Raw genomic sequence first — 17,360 nt, forward strand, 5'->3', positions numbered from 1 at the left:
GCCCACCCTACGGTATATCAAAGGTTTCGGCGATGCCCAAATGCCAATTCTCAGTGCCGTTAAGGTTACTCGCTTCTGGCTTCCTTGAGTATGACGAATGACGAAAATCATCATTTCCCCTGCTCAAAGCAATCCGTTGCTGTGGCATGAGTCTATGGTTGGCATTGACACTTTCCAATAGTGTCCATCTTGGTTAGCACTATTAAAACGTGCTATATATGTTTTAGCACCTTTTTCCAGGACAGCATACCCGTGTTAGAAGCCTGCATATTTGCCACCATCCTGTGCGGATTTTTCGGCATCATCCTGAAAAAAAACCTGGTGATGAAGATCATCTCCATGGATGTGATGAGTACGGGGGTTATTGCCTATTACGTGCTGATCGCATCACGCAAAGGTGAAGCCTTGTTCACACCGATTATTTCCGTCGAAAATGGGATTATTTCCAACATCGAAAATGGCGCTTACTCTGATCCAGTTCCCCAAGCGGTAATCTTGACCGCGATTGTGATCGGCTTTTCGATTCAAGCCCTGATGCTAGTCGGTGTGATGAAGCTAGCACGGGATCATCCCACCTTAGAAAGCAGCGAGATTGAGAAACATAATACCCCATGAGTACATTGACGATTGTCTGGATAGCACTACCGCTATTTGTGGGGTTCAGCATTTATCTGTTCCCCAGACTTGACCGATATCTCGCACTGGGCGTCGCCCTGGTTTCGGCTGGATATGCATCTCACTTATTTGTGGCTCAGTCAACCTTAACCCTGCAATTATTGGATAGTTTCGGCGTCACCTTAATCGCTGACGAATTGAGCGGTTTTTTTATATTCACCAATGCCCTAGTCACAAGCGCCGTTATCATCTATTGTTGGCACACCAATAAGACGGCTTTTTTTTATACACAGATGATTATTTTACATGGCTGTGTTAATGCCGCCTTTGTCTGTGCCGATTTCATCAGCTTATACGTGGCGTTAGAGGTCATTGGTATTGCCGCATTTCTATTAATTGCCTATCCCCGAACGAATCGTTCGATTTGGGTGGCGTTGCGCTATCTGTTGTTCAGCAATGTAGCAATGCTGTTTTATCTGATGGGTGCGGGGTTGGTGTATGAGGCGAATTATTCTTTTGCTTATGAGGGTTTAAGCAATGCTCCCATCGAGGCAATTGCCTTGATTTTTCTGGGACTGTTGAGTAAGGGGGGTATCTTTGTATCGGGATTATGGTTACCCTTGACCCACTCAGAATCTGAGACACCGGTGTCGGCGTTGCTATCGGGGGTTGTGGTAAAAGCCGGGGTGTTTCCCCTGATGCGCTTTGCTTTGATGGTGCCAGAGATTGATCCCATTGTCAGAATCTTCGGCGTAGGCACAGCTGTGCTAGGAGTCGGTTATGCCGTCTTTGAAAAAGATAGCAAACGAATGTTGGCATTTCACACGATTTCGCAGTTAGGCTTTGTCCTAGCAGCACCCGAAGTCGGTGGTTTTTATGGGCTAACCCACGGGTTAGTCAAATCAGCGCTGTTCTTAATAGCGGGAACCTTACCTAGCCGTAACCTCAAAGAACTGCACCATCAGCCGATGAATACCCCAATTTGGATTGCCCTAGTCATCGCCAGTTTCTCTATCTCCGGCTTTCCCCTATTGTCTGGTTTTGGGGCGAAGGTTTTGACGATGGAAAATCTTTTGCGCTGGCAAGTGATTGGCATGAATATTGCGGCTTTGGGAACGGCAATATCCTTTGCCAAATTCATTTTTCTACCTCACAAACCACAAGGAGAGGGAAATGCCCAGCCCGGTTTCTGGTTAGCCATGATTATATTAATCGGGGGTTTAATTTTAGCAAATGTTGTGTATTACGAGGCGTATACGGTTAAGAATATCGTGAAACCACTGGCAACTATCGCACTTGGATGGTTGGCATATTTTTTGATTTTTAAACGACTTTCCATCAAACTCCCTCGTATGCTTGAGCAATTCGATCATCTGATTGGGGTGATGAGTTTAATGTTGCTGCTGCTGTTTGGGATGGTATTCGCTTAATCTCAAACTCTTACAAATGACTAATGACCAATGACCAATGACCAATGACAAAATATGATTGGACATCTGAATTTGATATTGCGATTAACCATCTGGTTTTTGCTCACCGCTAGTCTGAGTGTGCCAAATATCATCATTGGCATCGCCGTCGCCCTTCTCTTGCCGGGACGCCCCAAAACTTCGGAATCCATAAAGGATTGGTTGCGAGTTTTGGGGGAAGTACTTGTGGCGATTCCCCAGGCGTATTTTGAGGCATTTGAAATTATGCTCCGTCCTCATAAGTACGAAGATGTAATTATGGAACGAGTCAAACCCCAGCGTACACCCGGACTGATTTTTCTCGATATATTTTTAATTACGTTTACACCCAAAACCATTGTTTTGAAATACCACGAGGAAGGCTCGTATGAAGTTCACAGAATTAGCCGGAGGAAACGAACATGAATTGGATTTTAATTAGCATGATTTTGGCGCTACTTATCCCCATGTATGAGGCATGGCAGGATGATGATATTTGGCAAAAAATGTTGGCATTTGCCAGTATTGCCACCAAAACCTCAATCATGATTCTGGTTGTTTCTGTAATACGGGATGATTGGATGATCGGAGTTGTCGGGGTGATCATCCTGAGTGTGGGGAATGCCGGATTAATGTTGTTGGCACATATCCTTAAACGAATCAATGATTCAGCGAAAGAGTCCTACTATGATCAACGTGCTTAGTTATATCTGTATCGGGTTAGGAATTGTCTTCTGGTTTTGGGGAACCTTTCCGTTGATTGGTCACCGATCTGTACTCTTTAAACTGCATACTCTTTCGGTGGCAGATACTCTGGGTTCAATGAGTATTATCGTCGGATTGTTGCTAAAAATACCCAGTGAATGGCCCCTACTAATTCTTGCCATTATTTCGTTGGCGATTTGGAATACGGTGCTGGGGTATGTGTTGGCGTACTGTTCAAGTAGCGGGGAGGAATTTGACTATGAATCAGAGTGATCTATATGTGATTATCGCTCTGCTGCCTTTGGCTGCCTGTATGTTAGTTTTTCAGGTGAATCCCTACCATGCTTTGGTAATTCGGGGCATTTTGGGAGCGGTGGCGGCATTAGTTTATGCAGTTTTGGGGGCGGCGGATGTGGCGTTGACCGAAGCCTTGGTGGGTACTATGCTGGCGATTACGCTATATGCCGTGGCGGTGCGTTCATCCTTAACCCTGCGTCTGGGTGTACTTGAAGAGGGTGGCGCTAAAGCGCCTACTACGAACGATGAGAGCCATGATTTTGGGCAACTGATGGATGATTTACGCACCATTTTTCGCAAACATTACATGCGTATCGAGTTAGTCCCGTACACGGATCAGCAGGCTTTGCATGGGGCGCTGATGGATAAAGAAATTCATGCCACCTGTACGCGATCGCACCAAGCTGAACTGGAGGCTCAAGACCCGACAGCACCTGAGTCTGAGACGCCATCCTATCACACCGCGACTCGGGTTCAACGCCTCTATGACATCATGCGAACCGAACTGTCGTCACCCGCGACACATTTAACCTATATTAATACACCAGATTTAGGGGAGGGACATTGATGAAATGGATCTACATTGCAGCCGGGATAGCGCTGTATATCATATTCCTAATCATGCCCAATATGCCTAATTCGGCACCGGATTTATCCGATAACTCTATCGTCGATTTAATTGCACAAGAGAGTGGAGTGTCCAATGTGGTTTCGGGTATCATTTTCCGGAATCGGCTGTATGACACGATCTTTGAAGTGGTTGTATTTACGATCGCGATTATGGGTGTCCGGTTTCTGCTGGCAGATGAAAAGCCATTCTGCACGATCTATCAGTTTACCGATCAACCCTCGATGATTCTGGCGCGTTTGGGAGCAACCATTTCCGCCTTAGTGGGTATCGAATTAGCGATTCGGGGACACTTAAGTCCCGGCGGCGGGTTTGCGGCTGGGGTAGCTGGGGGAACCGCAATCGGCTTGGTGGCGATTACCTCATCAACGGAGTGGATGCAGGGAATCTATAAACGCTGGCACGCCTCTAGATGGGAGAAAGTTTCGGTTCTGGTTTTCATTGTCCTAGCGGTTATCACTCTGGCTGGAGTCGAGTTACCCCATGGAAATTTAGGCGCACTGCTCAGCGGCGGGATTATTCCCCTGCTCAATATCCTAGTCGCCGTAAAAGTCGCCTTGGGTTCCTGGGCGGCTATTTTAGTGTTTATTCATTATCGGGGGTTGTTGTGATATCAAGTTCGGTAGCATCGGTTGTGTACAGTGAGCATCGTATTTGAGCGAGAAACAGTGGTGTCAATCCGCTTAGGAAAGTTCGTATGGTGAAAGATAGATTCCATGATGTTGTTAGAACTGCTCTAGAAAAGGACAACTGGAAAATTACGGCTGATCCTTACGAAGTTAGTATCGACGATGTGGATTTTGAGATTGATTTGGCAGCGGAGCAATTGCTAGCAGCAGAACGAGAAAATCAGAAAATTGCTGTAGAAGTAAAAAGCTTTATCAGCACGTCCAATGTTTCAGATTTTCATACGGCATTGGGTCAATTCCTAAACTACCGAGATGCACTGGCAAGGATTGAACCCGATCGCCAACTTTATCTGGCTGTGCGAGAGCCAATTTATGAAAGTTTCTTCCAGCGACGCTTCATTATGGCAGCAGTTGAGCGGTATCAAGTCCGATTGGTGATTTACGATGTTAAAAAGGAGGTGATTGTGCAATGGCTGTAGAGCAATATCGCCAGTATATCCAACATCTTCTTTCCGAACGTGCCGAGCGTGCTGCGCGGCAAAGAACTGCCCCAGAATATGAAGTTCAGACTGTTTTTGATACACAGCAGGATCACTATCAATTGCTGTATGTTGGTTGGCGTGGGAATAAACGTGATTTTGGCTGTATTCTGCATGTTGATATTAAGGGTGGAAAAGTTTGGATTCAGCATGATGGTACAGAAGAAGGTTTTGCCAACCGATTAGTCGCTATGGGAGTACCGAAACAAGATATTGTTTTGGCTTTCCATGAACCTGAAGTGCGTCAGTTTACGGGTTTTGGTATAGGTGAAGCGATCGCCGATTAATCCAAGTTATATCATGTCTGCCTAAACAGTCATCGTTCCCTTTTACCCTGCTAAGCTGTTCGGCATTTAAACCTTAATATCAACAACTGCCAAATCCTTGTAATGTGAGCATCTTGCTCGCTACCCATTCCCAATTTAAATGCGTGACAGCTTATCTGCCTTCTGCCTTGTTTCCACCAAAGTGGGAGTATTCAACCCGACTTGATATCAGGAATGGGGTTCGCCAAACAGTACCATCGAACAGGTTAATTCCTTCACCACCTGAGTTGTTACATCGCTAACCGCTAATCCCCCAGCCGTGCGACGACGTACCGATCGCAAAATCACCATGTCAAAGGATTGAGAGGCGGTGAGGATCACCCGCGCCACATCATCATGGGCAATGGTTTTAATCGTGGATTCCAGCGACGGGAGATAAGTCTTTAATCGCAACGGGAACGCCAAAAAATGCGGGGAGGGAAGAGGGTTCTGTACTGGGGGCGGCTAATTGTTCCGTTTTGGTTTTCGCCTCTGCTATGGCTTGCTCTGCCATCACAGTAAAAAAGCTATTTAGGGAACTGTCAAGTTGTTGAATACGATCCAAGTAAAGCTGGGTGAGTTCTAGGGGAGAAATCACCTTATCGCGAATCAGCCGAGCCTGCTCCAATGCTGGGGTAAATGCTAGATCAATCGAATCCATGATTATAGATTTTATTTAATTATGGGAAGATTGTGGTACTGATCATGAGTCGAGCAGAGTCGTTAAGGAGCAAAGATTTCATTCATCCGTTACCTTTGCTCGCATTGCTTTAATCTGCGATCGCCTACTTTTGCTATCTAGACGTTTCCGTTGAGAACTTCGAGTTGGCTGGCTTTGTCTACGGCGTTTGGGAAGTGTGATAGCACTCTTAATCAACTCTTGCAGTCGCAGCCGCGCTTCTTCCCGATTCTGCTGTTGGCTGCGGTGTTCCTGGGCTTTGATGATAATCACCCCGTCTTTGCTAATGCGCTGATCGGAAAGTTTCAACAGCCGCTCTTTGTAGCGATCGGGCAGTGAGGAAGCCTGGATGTCAAAGCGCAGGTGAATGGCACTCGCCACTTTATTGACATTTTGTCCCCCTGCCCCTTGAGAGCGTACCGCACTCATCTCAATCTCATCCTCTGGAATACTCACAGTCTTAGAAATTTGTAGCATAATTTAACAATCGATTAGAGATGAGTCATAGTATTTGAGCAGATTTTATCCAAGTTTGCCTTGACTGATTATCTCCCTATAGACCGAGTTGTCACCAAAACAAGCCGATGGATCGATTGAATTTCAAGGTACTCCAGCAATTCTGGACGATCGCCAAATCCTATTGGTTAGGGGATGAGAAATGGCTTGCCAGAGGGTTACTCCTGAGTGTTGTGCTGTTTCTGCTAGCCTATACGGGATTGAGTGTTCTACTCAACAACAAGCGAGGGGTATTAATCTCAGCCCTTTCTGCCCAAGATGAAGCCCGCTTCTGGCAAACGGTGATCATTTTCATCGGTGTGCTGGTGATTTATGCACCGCTGTTAGCCGGCTATACCTATCTGCGCGATCGCCTCAGCCTGCAATGGCGCAAATGGCTCACCCATCGATTTGTGGATAACTATTTTCGCGATCGCGCCTATTACAATTTGCAGATCGGTAAAACCGAGATTGATAACCCGGATCAGCGGATTGCCGAGGATGTCAGGAGTTTTACCCAAGAGTCTCTCACCTTTTTACTGGTGTTGGTGGAGTCGGTGCTGTCAGTGATTGCGTTCAGTAGTGTACTCTGGGGCATTTCTAAACCGTTGGTGTTTTTTCTGGTGCTGTATGCTCTGATCGGAACTCTGGTGACGACTGTAGTATTTGGGAAACCCCTTGTCCGACTCAACTTTGAACAACTCAAGCGGGAAGCGAATCTCCGCTTTAGCTTAGTGAGAATTCGAGAAAATGCGGAAGCGATCGCGTTTTATCAGGGGGAGGAGCAGGAGTCGAATCAGGTCAAACAGCGGTTTTTTGATGTCTTTGAGAATGTCAAACGGCTGCTGGTTTGGGAGTTGAATTTAAATATTCTCACCAATGCTTATGAGTTCATCCCCTTTATCCTACCTGCCCTAGTGGTTGCCCCGGCGATTTTTGCCGGAGAAATGGAGGTGGGTAAAGTGTCTGAGGCGCAGGGAGCCTTTATCCGCGTCTTCTTCTCGCTCAATGTTGTGGTTGCTCGCTTCCAGCAATTAACCACCTTTGGCGCTGGAATTAACCGTCTCTATACCTTTGCCGAGTTTTTAGAGCAGACAGAGGCAAACCAGACATCCGACGAGCAACCAAAGATTCAGAGGGTTGAGGCAGAGCGGCTGGCAGTGGAACACCTGAGCCTACAAACTCCTAATTATCAACGGACGTTGGTAGAAGATTTGTCAATCGAGTTACCTGCTGGAGAGGGAGTTTTAGTCATGGGACCGAGTGGTTGTGGTAAGAGTTCACTGCTACGCGCGATCGCGGGATTATGGGATTCTGGTAAGGGTACAATTATTCGTCCTGAATCTGATCAGATCCTATTTTTGCCCCAGCGTCCTTACATGGTACTGGGTACTCTGCGCGATCAATTACTCTATCCTAACACCCACCTTGAGGTTGATGAGCAACAGTTGAAACAAGTTTTGGAGCAGGTGAATTTAGCGGGTTTAGATGAACGGTTTGGGGGGTTTGATGCCGAACAGGATTGGGCTGATGTCCTCTCCTTGGGCGAACAACAACGGTTAACGTTTGCCCGGTTGCTACTGAACAAACCTCAGTACGCTATTCTGGACGAAGCAACCAGTGCCTTGGATCTGGGGAATGAGGAACGATTATATCACCATTTGCAGGCGAAAGGGACTACTTTTTTGAGTGTGGGGCATCGCTCGACGTTGGCAAATTACCATCAGTCTTTGCTAGAACTTTCTCAGGACAAAACCTGGCAGATTAAAGAACCCCTGGCTGGGGTTAAAGAATAATCGGAGTACCAGCAAGGGACTCAAGTCCCTTGCTAATAGCTTAAGTCCTCTAAAGAGGACTGCAATCCTCTCCGCCAGTCCGTTTCAACGGACTTTGGCTATGAGACAGGGGTTTGAACCCCTGGCGGGATAACAACGGGTTAGGATTTAGGGTAGTGGGTTCTTATCGAAGTATGGCAAAGCAGAAAAATCCCCTCACGGGAGAAGCACTGATAAAAGAAGTCTGTCGGCGGATTCGGGTTGCCCGTAGCTACTGGAATGCTCATAATAACGCTGCCTGTCGGGGAGAGCGAGAACGCGCTTTAGACCTTTACAACACGCTGACTAAAGAACAAAAAGAGCAGATTCCCCAGGTATTGCGGGTGTGGCTGCGCTACCGCAGTGAAAAGTATTTTGGCGCACATCGAACGCCGCCCAAGTCGAAACGCAAGTCGAAATAGAATGAAGCAGACATTTGTGTCAAGAAGATATTTCATTCTAGGGGTTCGCGTTCAGGTTTTGCCTAAACTTAATGGTTGTCTTCAAGAAAATGCTTATGAATGCTTTTGAAACTTACATCCGAGATTTGCAGGAAATTCGAGCGACGGGAGCAGCCGTTAAAGAGACATCCTAGTTATGGGGCGTTAGAGAAACTGTTGAACGAGTTAGGCAAAACGCTGAAGCCGAAAGTACGCTGTGTAATGCAATTGAAGAATATCGGCGGGGCGGGAATGCCAGATGGCGGTTTGTTTACTGCTAGTCAGTTTCAGAGGAAATCGCCTGACGCGCCCACAAATCCCACCAATCCGGAACGGGGTGTGATTGAGATTAAGGGTACTGGGGATGATGCTTGGGTCATTGCAGAAACAAAGCAGGTTTCTAAATATTGGGATAAGTATCGTCAGGTATTGGTCACGAACTATCGAGATTTTGTGCTGATTGGGCAAGATGCTAATGGACAACCCTCCACTCTGGAAACCTATCGTTTAGCGAAAAATGAGGCAGAGTTTTGGGAAAAGGCGAAGAATCCTAGGCAATTCGCTCAGGAGCAGGAGGAACAATTCACGGAATATCTGAAGCGGGTAATGCTCCAGTCTGCCAGTATTGCCACGCCGAAGGATCTTGCCTGGTTTCTGGCTTCTTATGCCAAGGATGCCAAGGCACGGATTGAGAAAACTGATATACCTGCATTAGAAACGCTGCGTAAGGCGCTAGAAGAAGCATTAGGGATTACGTTTACAGGGGATAAAAAAGATCCCAAGAAGGGAGAGCGGTTTTTTAAGTCCACTATGATTCAAACGCTATTTTATGGCATTTTTTCAGCGTGGGTGTTGTGGCACAAGCAGCAGGAACGGGGGCGGTTTGACTGGCGCGTAGCAGGTTATTATCTGCACGTTCCAATGATTAAAGCCTTGTTTGAGAAGGTCGCAACCCCAACCCATGTTCGCAGACTGGATTTAGAGGAAGTGCTGAACTGGACAGGAGATGCGTTAAATCGGGTTGATCGCACCTCGTTCTTTTCTAAATTTGACGAGGGGCAGGCGGTTCAGTATTTCTATGAACCGTTTTTGAAAGCGTTTGATCCAGAGTTACGCAAGGAATTAGGAGTCTGGTACACGCCGCCGGAAATTGTGCAATACATGGTGGCGCGAGTGGATACGGTGCTGCGGGAAGAGTTGCAGATTGAAGATGGATTAGCCGACCCCAACGTGTATATTCTCGATCCCTGTTGCGGGACGGGTGCTTATTTGGTGGAAGTATTGCGGCGGATTGATGCCAATTTGCAAGATAAAGGTATGGGAGCGCTGGTAGGTTCGCAACTAAAAGCAGCAGCCATGAATCGAGTGTTTGGCTTTGAGATTTTGACGGCTCCATTTGTGGTAGCACACTTACAGTTAGGGTTATTGTTGCAGAATTTAGGTGTACCGTTGAGTGACGAGCAGGAACGAGTAGGGGTGTATTTGACGAATGCGCTCACGGGTTGGGAACCACCGACAGAAGAAGCCAAAACTAAATTTAAACAGCTTGCAATTTCCTATCCTGAACTTGAACAAGAACGTGAAGCAGCAGATGAAGTTAAACAAGGCAAACCAATATTAGTGGTTTTGGGAAATCCACCCTACAACGCTTTTGTGGGAGTTAGTCCAAAAGAGGAGGAAGGATTAGTTGAGCCTTACAAAGAAGGATTGATTAGTGAGTGGGGAATCAAAAAGTTTAATCTTGATGATCTTTATGTGCGGTTTTTTCGGTTAGCTGAACGATGTATTGCTGAAAGGCGCGAAAGGAAAGGGGTAGTTTGTTACATTTCAAACAACTCCTGGGTTGCAGATAAATCTTTTGTCGTTCTGCGTCAGCATCTTCTGAAATCCTTTGATCGCTTCTGGATTGAGAATATGCATGGCGATCGCAGTATTTCGGAATATGCGCCAGATGGTAGAACAAGCGAGACAATTTTTGCAATCCCAGGTTTTTCTGCGGGTATTAAGCAAGGTGTTGTTGTCTCTTTATGGGTTAAGACTGGAAATAAGGAAGAAACGCAACCACTAACTTTGTTTCGAGATGACATCAACGCAGCAAAAGCCGCTGAACGTCGAATACAGCTTTTAGAAACTTTGAATGACAATGAATTTGATTCTCGATATGAAGTTGCTAAACCTGTTAAACATAACTATCTTTCTTTTCTGCCTGGAGATGTTGCCTCGCACTATTTAGAATGGGCTAAATTAACTGAATTATGTGCTGAAGATCCGATTAATGGTCTATTTGAGAAGCGTGGTGGAGCATTAATTGATATCAATCAGGATGCTCTCTCACAAAGAATGGAAATGTTTTATGACCCAAATATTAGTTGGGAAATACTTGAAGCATTAAATACTGGTCTAACTAAAAAAGCCGCTGGATTTGAACCCAAGAAGGTTAGGACTAAGGTACAGAATTCAGAGACCTACAGTTCTGAACGGCTTCATAGGTATGCAGTTCGTCCTTTTGATATACGTTGGTGTTATTACAGTAGTGTCAGCCCTTTATGGAATCGAGCAAGACAAACCTTCTATGCACAGCTATGGAAAGGTAACTCTTTTTTGATGAGTCGTCCTGCGGGTGTAGCAAATCCAGAAGGAGTTCCTTTGTTTTATTCAAAAATTCTTGGGGACAATGATTTTTTGAGAGGTCACGCCTATTATTTTCCACTACGATTACGTTCTACCAGCCTTGGAACATCTGATAAAGCAGTTCGCCAAATGGGAATAGAAGGTCTTGGAAGTGAAGAAGATCTGAAAATAACTGCAAACCTCTCCAATGCTGCTCGTCGCTATTTACTCTCATTGGGCATTAGCGAACCAGACAATGATCCTGAAACTGCCGAATTAGTCTGGATGCACGTTCTAGCAATTGGTTATTCACCTGCCTACCTAGAAGAAAACACTGATGGTATCCGTCAAGATTGGCTCCGAATCCCCTTACCCGACCAGCGAGAAACCCTAATCGCCTCTGCAAACCTTGGTCGTCAAATTGCCGCACTCCTCGATCCAGAAACTCCTGTTGGAGGTGTCACTTCTGGCAAACTTCGTGCTGAACTAAAAGCGATCGCTGTTGTTTCCCGTGTTGGCACTGGCAACCTTAACCCAAATACCGACTTTGCCCTTACCGCAGGTTGGGGATATGCCGGACAAAAGGGTGTCACCATGCCCGGAAAAGGGAAAGCGATTGATCGCCCCTACACACCAGAAGAACAAACTGCGATAGCACAAGTCATTGAGCAACTTGGTACAGCCACCTATGACATTTACCTCAACGACATCGCCTACTGGAAAAACATTCCCGATCGCGTCTGGAACTATAAAATCGGCGGGTATCAGGTCATCAAAAAATGGTTGAGCTATCGAGAGCAGAAATTATTAGGGCGATCACTTAAACCAGAAGAAGTTATTGAAGTAACCCAAATGGCAAGACGCATTGCCGCAATTTTGTTACTAGAACCTGAATTAGATACAAATTATGAAGCAGTGAAACAATCAACTTACCAATGGTCAAATCAAGGAGAAATATCCTTGAAGCCTTGACCCATGACAGACACTTTGAACAAGCTGGTTTTACTGCTCTACTCCGTTAACAGAAAAATCTTCCTCATACCTCAATTTCCCAATCCTCAACCTGCAACCCCTCAATTCGCCCAAACTCTCTTGTATTATGTGTCACCAGCGTCAGATTATTTGCCAGAGCTATTGCGGCAATTTGTAAGTCATAAGCTCCAATGGGTATACCTCTAGTTTCTAGCTGTACCCGGATTACCCCAAAGGTAGTCGCGGCGAGATCGTCAAAAGGAAGTGACACAAATTGTGCCAAGAATGCTTGCTGTAGGGCAAAGTTGCGTTCTGGATTGGCACTTTTCATCGCTCCAAAACAGAGTTCTGACTTGACAATCGAGCATACAGCTATCTCTTGAATAGGAACCGACTCAAGCTTCTGCTTTAAGTTTAAATTTCTGCCTTTTAGATAAATGATGCAGACATTTGTATCAAGAAGATATTTCATTCCAGGCGTTCGCGTTCAGGTTGTTCGTTTTGAGGATGTCTAATAAATGAGTCATCCTGGATGCATCCGTAAAACTGTGAAAGAGGTGCTGCTTTAACCCCTTTTGGTAGTGTCGTTTGATAGACAATGACAACCTCAATATCCGTATTTCTCATGTCAGGTAAATGAACCTTCAAAAGACCATCGCTACCGATATGAGATTTTAGAGTGATGCTCTGCATCGTTCTCCCTCCGTACCTATAAACTGATTCTCTCTCCCAATTCTGGCAAAATTCCCTGCAACTGGGCTATAGCCACTTCCAGTTGTGCCGTACTTTAATACTTTCTATCTTAGTTGGCTCCGTGCGGACAACCTAAAACCCTAATACACCGGAAAACAGGGGGCAATACCTTGGCTTCGTCTACTATTACACCAAACTCAACAGCTATCAACCCATTGAGTGTAATATTGAGCGCGGCGTTGCCATGAGTGTTACTTAATGAGCTGGAAAATTTGAGTAATTTGCTCGGCGTTCCAGGGTCTGAGTTTGTATGGCTTACCAAAGGACGAGGAATGAAAACCGTTTTTGCTGATACAGGCTACTGGATTGCTATTCTGAATACTGCTGATGATCTTCATGTTAAAGCAGCCATTACCAGAAATATTTGGATGAGCAACGACAGCGACTTGATAGGCCAGAAAGGACGGGGTTCGGGTGAAGAACACGCGCTTACGCGCTCAAAGCGGCATCCTCCATCCCATAGCGGGTATTTTTGCCCGTGCGTTTGTCCGGTAGTGACGACAAACGCTGGCTAAACGAACCGACGATGGTGTCGAAAAAACCCCGTTCTTGCAACCGCTCTAGCTCTGTTGGATCTCTCAGATGTCATTACAATACCGAGATTCCCAGTGCTTGAACAAATTCTTGCCAAAATGAGAATTGCTGGGGTTTTGAGTCAGAACGTGTGCGCGTGCAGTACCTCCATCACGTCACAGATATAGGCGATGCCCGAATAATCGTCGAAAAACTGCGCTGCGACCTCATCCGAAATCTTCACGGCCATATCCCGATTGGGGGTGAGTACCTCGAACTTTACATTCGAGAAGGTGTCACCAATGGTGGGTTGTCCCGACGAGCGCACGCCGCGACTGCCTTTACCGCCAGCGGCTACCACCGTATAACCGGTAGCCCCGGCTTCGTCGATGATCTTGGCTACCTTTTTCAGCAGCACCTTTTCCGTGACGATGACGAGCTTGCTGGCTTTCTGGGTCATGTAGGTTACCTCTTGATGCTTTCTGTTACGACAATTCAAGGCAAGACTCTATGGTTTTGCTTTGAACAATATCTTTAAGATTATGCCAAAGATCGGCGAATCCACTACCCTCTGTTGAGAAAGATTGACTCAGATTAGCGGAAGCATTTTATAAAAAACACTTATCCTTTTGGCGCTAGGACTTTTTTGTTGGGCTGTGGGTTCGGTCTTCTACTGGCGGTGGGGTGGTTTAACCTCGCCAGTTACAGTCCGTCCACGACTTATGAGCCGGCAACAACTCCCCCCGAAATGTGGATTGATTAGCTCAGCCATTGCTAGAACAGTGGTGCCCAAGCAACTCCTGTTTTCTGAGAATAAAAGGAAAACTTATGGTTTGAATTGGACATTTCCATGTAGAGCGATCGCAAATTTGTGCGGATTTTAAGATAAACTTAAGCACATAGAGATTCGGGTCTTAATAGATCTTGATCTATAGGAGATGCTGCGGGACAGGTATTCGCGTAACACCTGTACTGCAGGGGTGTAGCGATGCACCCCCGCTTTCTTCAACTTTTAACCAATTTCACTTATCACAATCACCACTCCCCCAGCCAGGGGAGACGGATGGAGGTATTCATGGCAAATTTCTCTCGCATGTCTCGTCGGAACTTCCTGTACACTGCCGGCGCTTCCGCAGCCGGCTCTATTGTAATTCCAAGTAGAAACCAACAGCAACAACCATTTTCCGTTGCTCAAGCGCGATGAATGACCGCTCCCCATCTGAGTGGATACCCGAAAACGCTTTCCCAGATGCATCGCTCGGATTTTACGAACCAATTGCTGGTAAACCATGGCAGCAACAAGCCATTGCCAATGAATCACCACTGATTAGCGCGATCATTTGCGCTCGCCGGAGCGAAACCTTATCTTCCAGCACACGAGGCGCCGGGATGCAGATGCATTCTTAGTGGCGGGTTGACTCGCTGCTCACCCGGATGCGTGGAACCAGCCACCCAGGATTCGAGCCCACGCTTGCCTGCCGTCCTGACCCCTAATATCTGATCAAGGAGGAATTACAAAGTGGATTTCTTGTCCGATTTCTTAATGCGCTTCCTGGCGCAGTTGCAGTCCCCGACACTCGCTTTTCTGATTGGTGGTATAGTCATTGCCGCCCTCGGTAGCAAACTGGAAATTCCAGATGCTATCTATAAGTTCATCGTCTTCATGCTGCTCATAAAAGTCGGCTTGAGCGGCGGCATTGCGATCCGCAATTCCAATCTGTTGGATATGCTGTTGCCCGCGCTGTTCGCCGTGGTAACGGGGATGCTTATCGTGTTCATCGGGCGCTACACGTTGGCCAAGCTGCCGAATGTCAAAACCGTGGATGCCATTGCGACTGCGGGCTTGTTCGGTGCCGTGAGTGGCTCTACCCTCGCCGCTGCCCTGACGGTACTGGAAGCGCAAGGCATGGAATACGAACCCTGGGCCGGCGCACTCTATCCCTTCATGGACATCCCAGCGCTCGTGACTGCGATCGTCGTGGCCAGCATTTATACTAGCAAGAAGCAGGATACCGCAGACGAGTATCTCAGCAAGGAGGAGTCTCTCAGCAAGCAGTCGGTTGCCGCAGGCGAGTATCCCACCACCAGGCAGGAGTATCGCAGCCAGCAGCGCATTACCGCAGGCGGGTATCCCCGCAAGCAGCACGAGCGGGTCAAAATATGGCCCATCGTGAAGGAAAGCCTCGAGGGTCCTGCCCTATCGGCACTGCTGCTCGGCCTCGCTCTAGGCATCCTAACCCAGCCGGAAAGTGTCTTTGAAAGCTTCTATGAGCTCCTCTTCCGGGGCCTGCTTTCGATACTGATGCTGGTAATGGGTATGGAGGCCTGGACAAGGATCGGCGAGCTGCGCAAGGTGGCCCAGTGGTACGCCGTATATGCCTTGGTGGCGCCGCTGCTGCATGGGTTCATAGCCTTCGGTCTCGGCATGATTGCCCACTACGCCACGGGATTCAGTCCTGGCGGCGTCGTGATCCTGTCCGTCATCGCCGCCTCCAGTTCAGACATCTCAGGGCCGCCCACTTTACGAGCCGGTATCCCGTCGGCCAATCCCTCCGCCTACATCGGCGCGTCCACAGCCGTCGGCACGCCGGTTGCGATTGCCTTGGGAATACCGCTCTTCATCGGGCTCGCCCAGGCGCTGATGGGTGGCTGATTCCAGACGGGTCGCGGTCTGCCGGTACTCCCCTGGCCCGGCGACCAACGCGGCGGCTATGTCAAGGTCTGCGTCGTCTCCATTGAACAGACCCCAACTAATTACGAGTAATCTAGTTGTTGGGCATTTTGGAAATTCAAATTACAGATGTTACTCCCCTCCCCTGAACTTTATGACTAATTTGACTTGGCTGGATTTACGCCAAACCAAACTCCCCACCGAAACTTGCCCGGTTCAGCCAGAGTCAGTTTGTTTATTTTGAGTGTCCTTTGTGGTCATTTGTGAGTCGGCTTGTTTACATGACTTAACATTTAACCCCAAAATCTTTAAACTTTATTGCAGTTTTATTACAAAGCGAGAGCAGATTGCCCAGAGCGTGATAGCTTCAATGAGGTGTTGACCAAAAGCACAGCATTCAGGAAAGGAGGACGCTTTGGATTTGTATTCTGCTCAAACCGCCAACGACTTTGTTCATGAAGATATTAGTGAGTACGTGGCTCAGCTCCAGCTACACATGGCGTTACAAGCCCGGAATTTAGTTCCAAACCTGACCAAGGCAGTGGATAGCAGAGAGCAGTTGTTACAGCAAACCCAAGCTACCCTGGAAAAGCTAGCGTCTCGACAGGCAGTTTAGAGACGCTTCTTGCATCACGTCTTGACCCGGAAACTTGGGTTTCAAGCCTCCCCCTGCCATCGGGACTTTTAAAAGCTTCCGGATATACTTTCTTGTGGGTGTATACTAGAAAAGTAGCCTAGCGCGGGGTGGGATTCGTGAGTACCACCAATCGAGGAATCGATATTTATCACGTAAAGTAGACGCTAGTACGTGAGGCGCGAGAAACCTCTTTAAAAACCCATGGACTTAAACGAGTGCCGATACCAGAAAAGTAAAAACATTAGTCAATCAATGGACTAAGAGCAAGCGTACTGTCGGGCGGACAGGAACGTAGGGAAAGAGAGAGAACGGATGGATCAGGCACTTTCACAAAGTACCATTACGCTTGGGGAGCAGGCTCCCTCTGGGGTTATCTAACTTAGACTCGACGCTTAGTAGTTTTCTACGGGCTTTTGGTTTAAGGATTGCCGCAAGGATAGATATTTTGCTTTTCTCGGGTAATTAGCTGCCGCAAGCGTCACCCCTGGAGGCGAGCATCTCAGGTACGCCCCAAAATTTCCTCATCTTCAAGATAGTGACATACTCCAGACAGCGATACAAGTATACGCTGCTGGCTTCTCCCACCTACTACATCTATAACGATCTCTAT

Annotated in this window: 19 protein-coding genes and 4 pseudogenes; 15 read left to right on the plus strand and 8 right to left on the minus strand. The window is 47.1% G+C overall.

The genetic code is table 11. The annotated features are described in order from the left end of the window. Positions 1–7 precede the first annotated feature (7 nt). A complete protein-coding gene (locus ACLGGO_RS10020; protein ID WP_446336766.1) occupies positions 8–148 on the minus strand; it encodes a hypothetical protein in 141 nt (46 codons plus the stop codon). A gap of 104 nt (positions 149–252) precedes the next feature. On the opposite strand from ACLGGO_RS10020, the gene ACLGGO_RS10025 reads away from it, so the two are divergent. The 9 genes from ACLGGO_RS10025 (at position 253) to ACLGGO_RS10065 (ending at position 5,148) form a co-directional block, all read left to right on the plus strand. After that, positions 253–615 (plus strand): cation:proton antiporter subunit C, encoded by a 363-nt coding sequence (locus ACLGGO_RS10025; RefSeq protein ID WP_446336767.1) that lies wholly within the window; start codon positions 253–255, stop codon positions 613–615. Next, positions 612–2,045, plus strand: a complete 1,434-nt coding sequence (locus ACLGGO_RS10030) for a cation:proton antiporter (protein WP_446336768.1) — start codon at positions 612–614, stop codon at positions 2,043–2,045. Before ACLGGO_RS10025 ends, ACLGGO_RS10030 begins: the two co-directional genes overlap by 4 nt. A 54-nt stretch (positions 2,046–2,099) precedes the next feature. Next, the gene (locus ACLGGO_RS10035) at positions 2,100–2,489 is read left to right on the plus strand and encodes a Na+/H+ antiporter subunit E (RefSeq protein WP_446336769.1); all 390 of its coding nucleotides are present in this window, start codon (positions 2,100–2,102) and stop codon (positions 2,487–2,489) included. After that, positions 2,486–2,767 (plus strand): hypothetical protein, encoded by a 282-nt coding sequence (locus ACLGGO_RS10040; RefSeq protein ID WP_446419206.1) that lies wholly within the window; start codon positions 2,486–2,488, stop codon positions 2,765–2,767. Before ACLGGO_RS10035 ends, ACLGGO_RS10040 begins: the two co-directional genes overlap by 4 nt. Next, on the plus strand, positions 2,751–3,041 hold the full coding sequence (locus ACLGGO_RS10045; protein ID WP_446348559.1) for a monovalent cation/H(+) antiporter subunit G: 291 nt from the start codon (positions 2,751–2,753) through the stop codon (positions 3,039–3,041). The genes ACLGGO_RS10040 and ACLGGO_RS10045 overlap by 17 nt, the downstream gene beginning before the upstream one ends. Then, on the plus strand, positions 3,028–3,633 hold the full coding sequence (locus ACLGGO_RS10050) for a DUF4040 domain-containing protein (protein WP_446419207.1): 606 nt from the start codon (positions 3,028–3,030) through the stop codon (positions 3,631–3,633). The genes ACLGGO_RS10045 and ACLGGO_RS10050 overlap by 14 nt, the downstream gene beginning before the upstream one ends. Further along, entirely contained in the window at positions 3,633–4,304 is a 672-nt protein-coding gene (locus ACLGGO_RS10055) for a Na(+)/H(+) antiporter subunit B (protein ID WP_446419208.1), read from the plus strand. Before ACLGGO_RS10050 ends, ACLGGO_RS10055 begins: the two co-directional genes overlap by 1 nt. A gap of 86 nt (positions 4,305–4,390) precedes the next feature. Next, on the plus strand, positions 4,391–4,801 hold the full coding sequence (locus ACLGGO_RS10060; RefSeq protein WP_446419209.1) for a XisH family protein: 411 nt from the start codon (positions 4,391–4,393) through the stop codon (positions 4,799–4,801). Further along, entirely contained in the window at positions 4,792–5,148 is a 357-nt protein-coding gene (locus ACLGGO_RS10065) for an element excision factor XisI family protein (RefSeq protein ID WP_446411376.1), read from the plus strand. Before ACLGGO_RS10060 ends, ACLGGO_RS10065 begins: the two co-directional genes overlap by 10 nt. A 207-nt stretch (positions 5,149–5,355) precedes the next feature. On the opposite strand, the pseudogene ACLGGO_RS10070 reads toward ACLGGO_RS10065, so the two are convergent. From ACLGGO_RS10070 to arfB, 3 genes and pseudogenes are all read right to left on the minus strand, one after another. Continuing rightward, a pseudogene (locus ACLGGO_RS10070) lies at positions 5,356–5,535 on the minus strand (hypothetical protein); the annotation flags it as partial. Positions 5,536–5,545: 10 nt separating this feature from the next. Beyond that, positions 5,546–5,827: pseudogene (locus ACLGGO_RS10075) on the minus strand (amidase family protein); the annotation flags it as partial. A gap of 78 nt (positions 5,828–5,905) precedes the next feature. Beyond that, the gene (arfB, locus tag ACLGGO_RS10080) at positions 5,906–6,322 is read right to left on the minus strand and encodes an alternative ribosome rescue aminoacyl-tRNA hydrolase ArfB (RefSeq protein ID WP_446419210.1); all 417 of its coding nucleotides are present in this window, start codon (positions 6,320–6,322) and stop codon (positions 5,906–5,908) included. 107 nt (positions 6,323–6,429) lie between these two features. Between arfB and ACLGGO_RS10085 the strand changes: the two genes are divergently transcribed. The 3 genes and pseudogenes from ACLGGO_RS10085 (at position 6,430) to ACLGGO_RS10095 (ending at position 12,176) form a co-directional block, all read left to right on the plus strand. After that, positions 6,430–8,136 (plus strand): ABC transporter ATP-binding protein/permease, encoded by a 1,707-nt coding sequence (locus tag ACLGGO_RS10085; protein WP_446419211.1) that lies wholly within the window; start codon positions 6,430–6,432, stop codon positions 8,134–8,136. A gap of 173 nt (positions 8,137–8,309) precedes the next feature. After that, positions 8,310–8,576: a Precorrin-3B methylase gene (locus tag ACLGGO_RS10090; RefSeq protein WP_446337324.1), complete on the plus strand. Its 267-nt coding sequence runs from the start codon at positions 8,310–8,312 to the stop codon at positions 8,574–8,576. A gap of 95 nt (positions 8,577–8,671) precedes the next feature. Then, a pseudogene (locus ACLGGO_RS10095) lies at positions 8,672–12,176 on the plus strand (type ISP restriction/modification enzyme). Between the two features lie 64 nt (positions 12,177–12,240). Here the strand turns inward: ACLGGO_RS10095 and vapC are convergent. The 4 genes and pseudogenes from vapC to ACLGGO_RS10115 form a co-directional block, all read right to left on the minus strand. Further along, the gene (vapC, locus tag ACLGGO_RS10100) at positions 12,241–12,648 is read right to left on the minus strand and encodes a type II toxin-antitoxin system tRNA(fMet)-specific endonuclease VapC (RefSeq protein ID WP_446419212.1); all 408 of its coding nucleotides are present in this window, start codon (positions 12,646–12,648) and stop codon (positions 12,241–12,243) included. Next, positions 12,645–12,869: a hypothetical protein gene (locus ACLGGO_RS10105; protein ID WP_446337326.1), complete on the minus strand. Its 225-nt coding sequence runs from the start codon at positions 12,867–12,869 to the stop codon at positions 12,645–12,647. The genes vapC and ACLGGO_RS10105 overlap by 4 nt, the downstream gene beginning before the upstream one ends. A 446-nt stretch (positions 12,870–13,315) precedes the next feature. Beyond that, positions 13,316–13,457 (minus strand): annotated as a pseudogene (locus ACLGGO_RS10110) (ISNCY-like element ISAtsp9 family transposase); the annotation flags it as partial. A gap of 127 nt (positions 13,458–13,584) precedes the next feature. Next, complete coding sequence (locus ACLGGO_RS10115; RefSeq protein WP_446419213.1) at positions 13,585–13,902, minus strand: P-II family nitrogen regulator; 318 nt, start codon at positions 13,900–13,902, stop codon at positions 13,585–13,587. A 740-nt stretch (positions 13,903–14,642) separates the two neighbouring features. Between ACLGGO_RS10115 and ACLGGO_RS10120 the strand changes: the two genes are divergently transcribed. The 3 genes from ACLGGO_RS10120 to ACLGGO_RS10130 all read left to right on the plus strand — a co-directional run bounded on the left by ACLGGO_RS10120 (position 14,643) and on the right by ACLGGO_RS10130 (position 16,729). Beyond that, complete coding sequence (locus ACLGGO_RS10120; protein ID WP_446419214.1) at positions 14,643–14,849, plus strand: hypothetical protein; 207 nt, start codon at positions 14,643–14,645, stop codon at positions 14,847–14,849. A gap of 112 nt (positions 14,850–14,961) precedes the next feature. Then, a complete protein-coding gene (locus ACLGGO_RS10125; RefSeq protein WP_446419215.1) occupies positions 14,962–16,095 on the plus strand; it encodes a sodium-dependent bicarbonate transport family permease in 1,134 nt (377 codons plus the stop codon). A gap of 433 nt (positions 16,096–16,528) precedes the next feature. After that, on the plus strand, positions 16,529–16,729 hold the full coding sequence (locus tag ACLGGO_RS10130) for a hypothetical protein (protein ID WP_446356044.1): 201 nt from the start codon (positions 16,529–16,531) through the stop codon (positions 16,727–16,729). Positions 16,730–17,360: the final 631 nt, after the last annotated feature.

This window comes from Coleofasciculus sp., from assembly GCF_046565525.1.
Lineage (GTDB): Bacteria > Cyanobacteriota > Cyanobacteriia > Cyanobacteriales > Coleofasciculaceae > Coleofasciculus.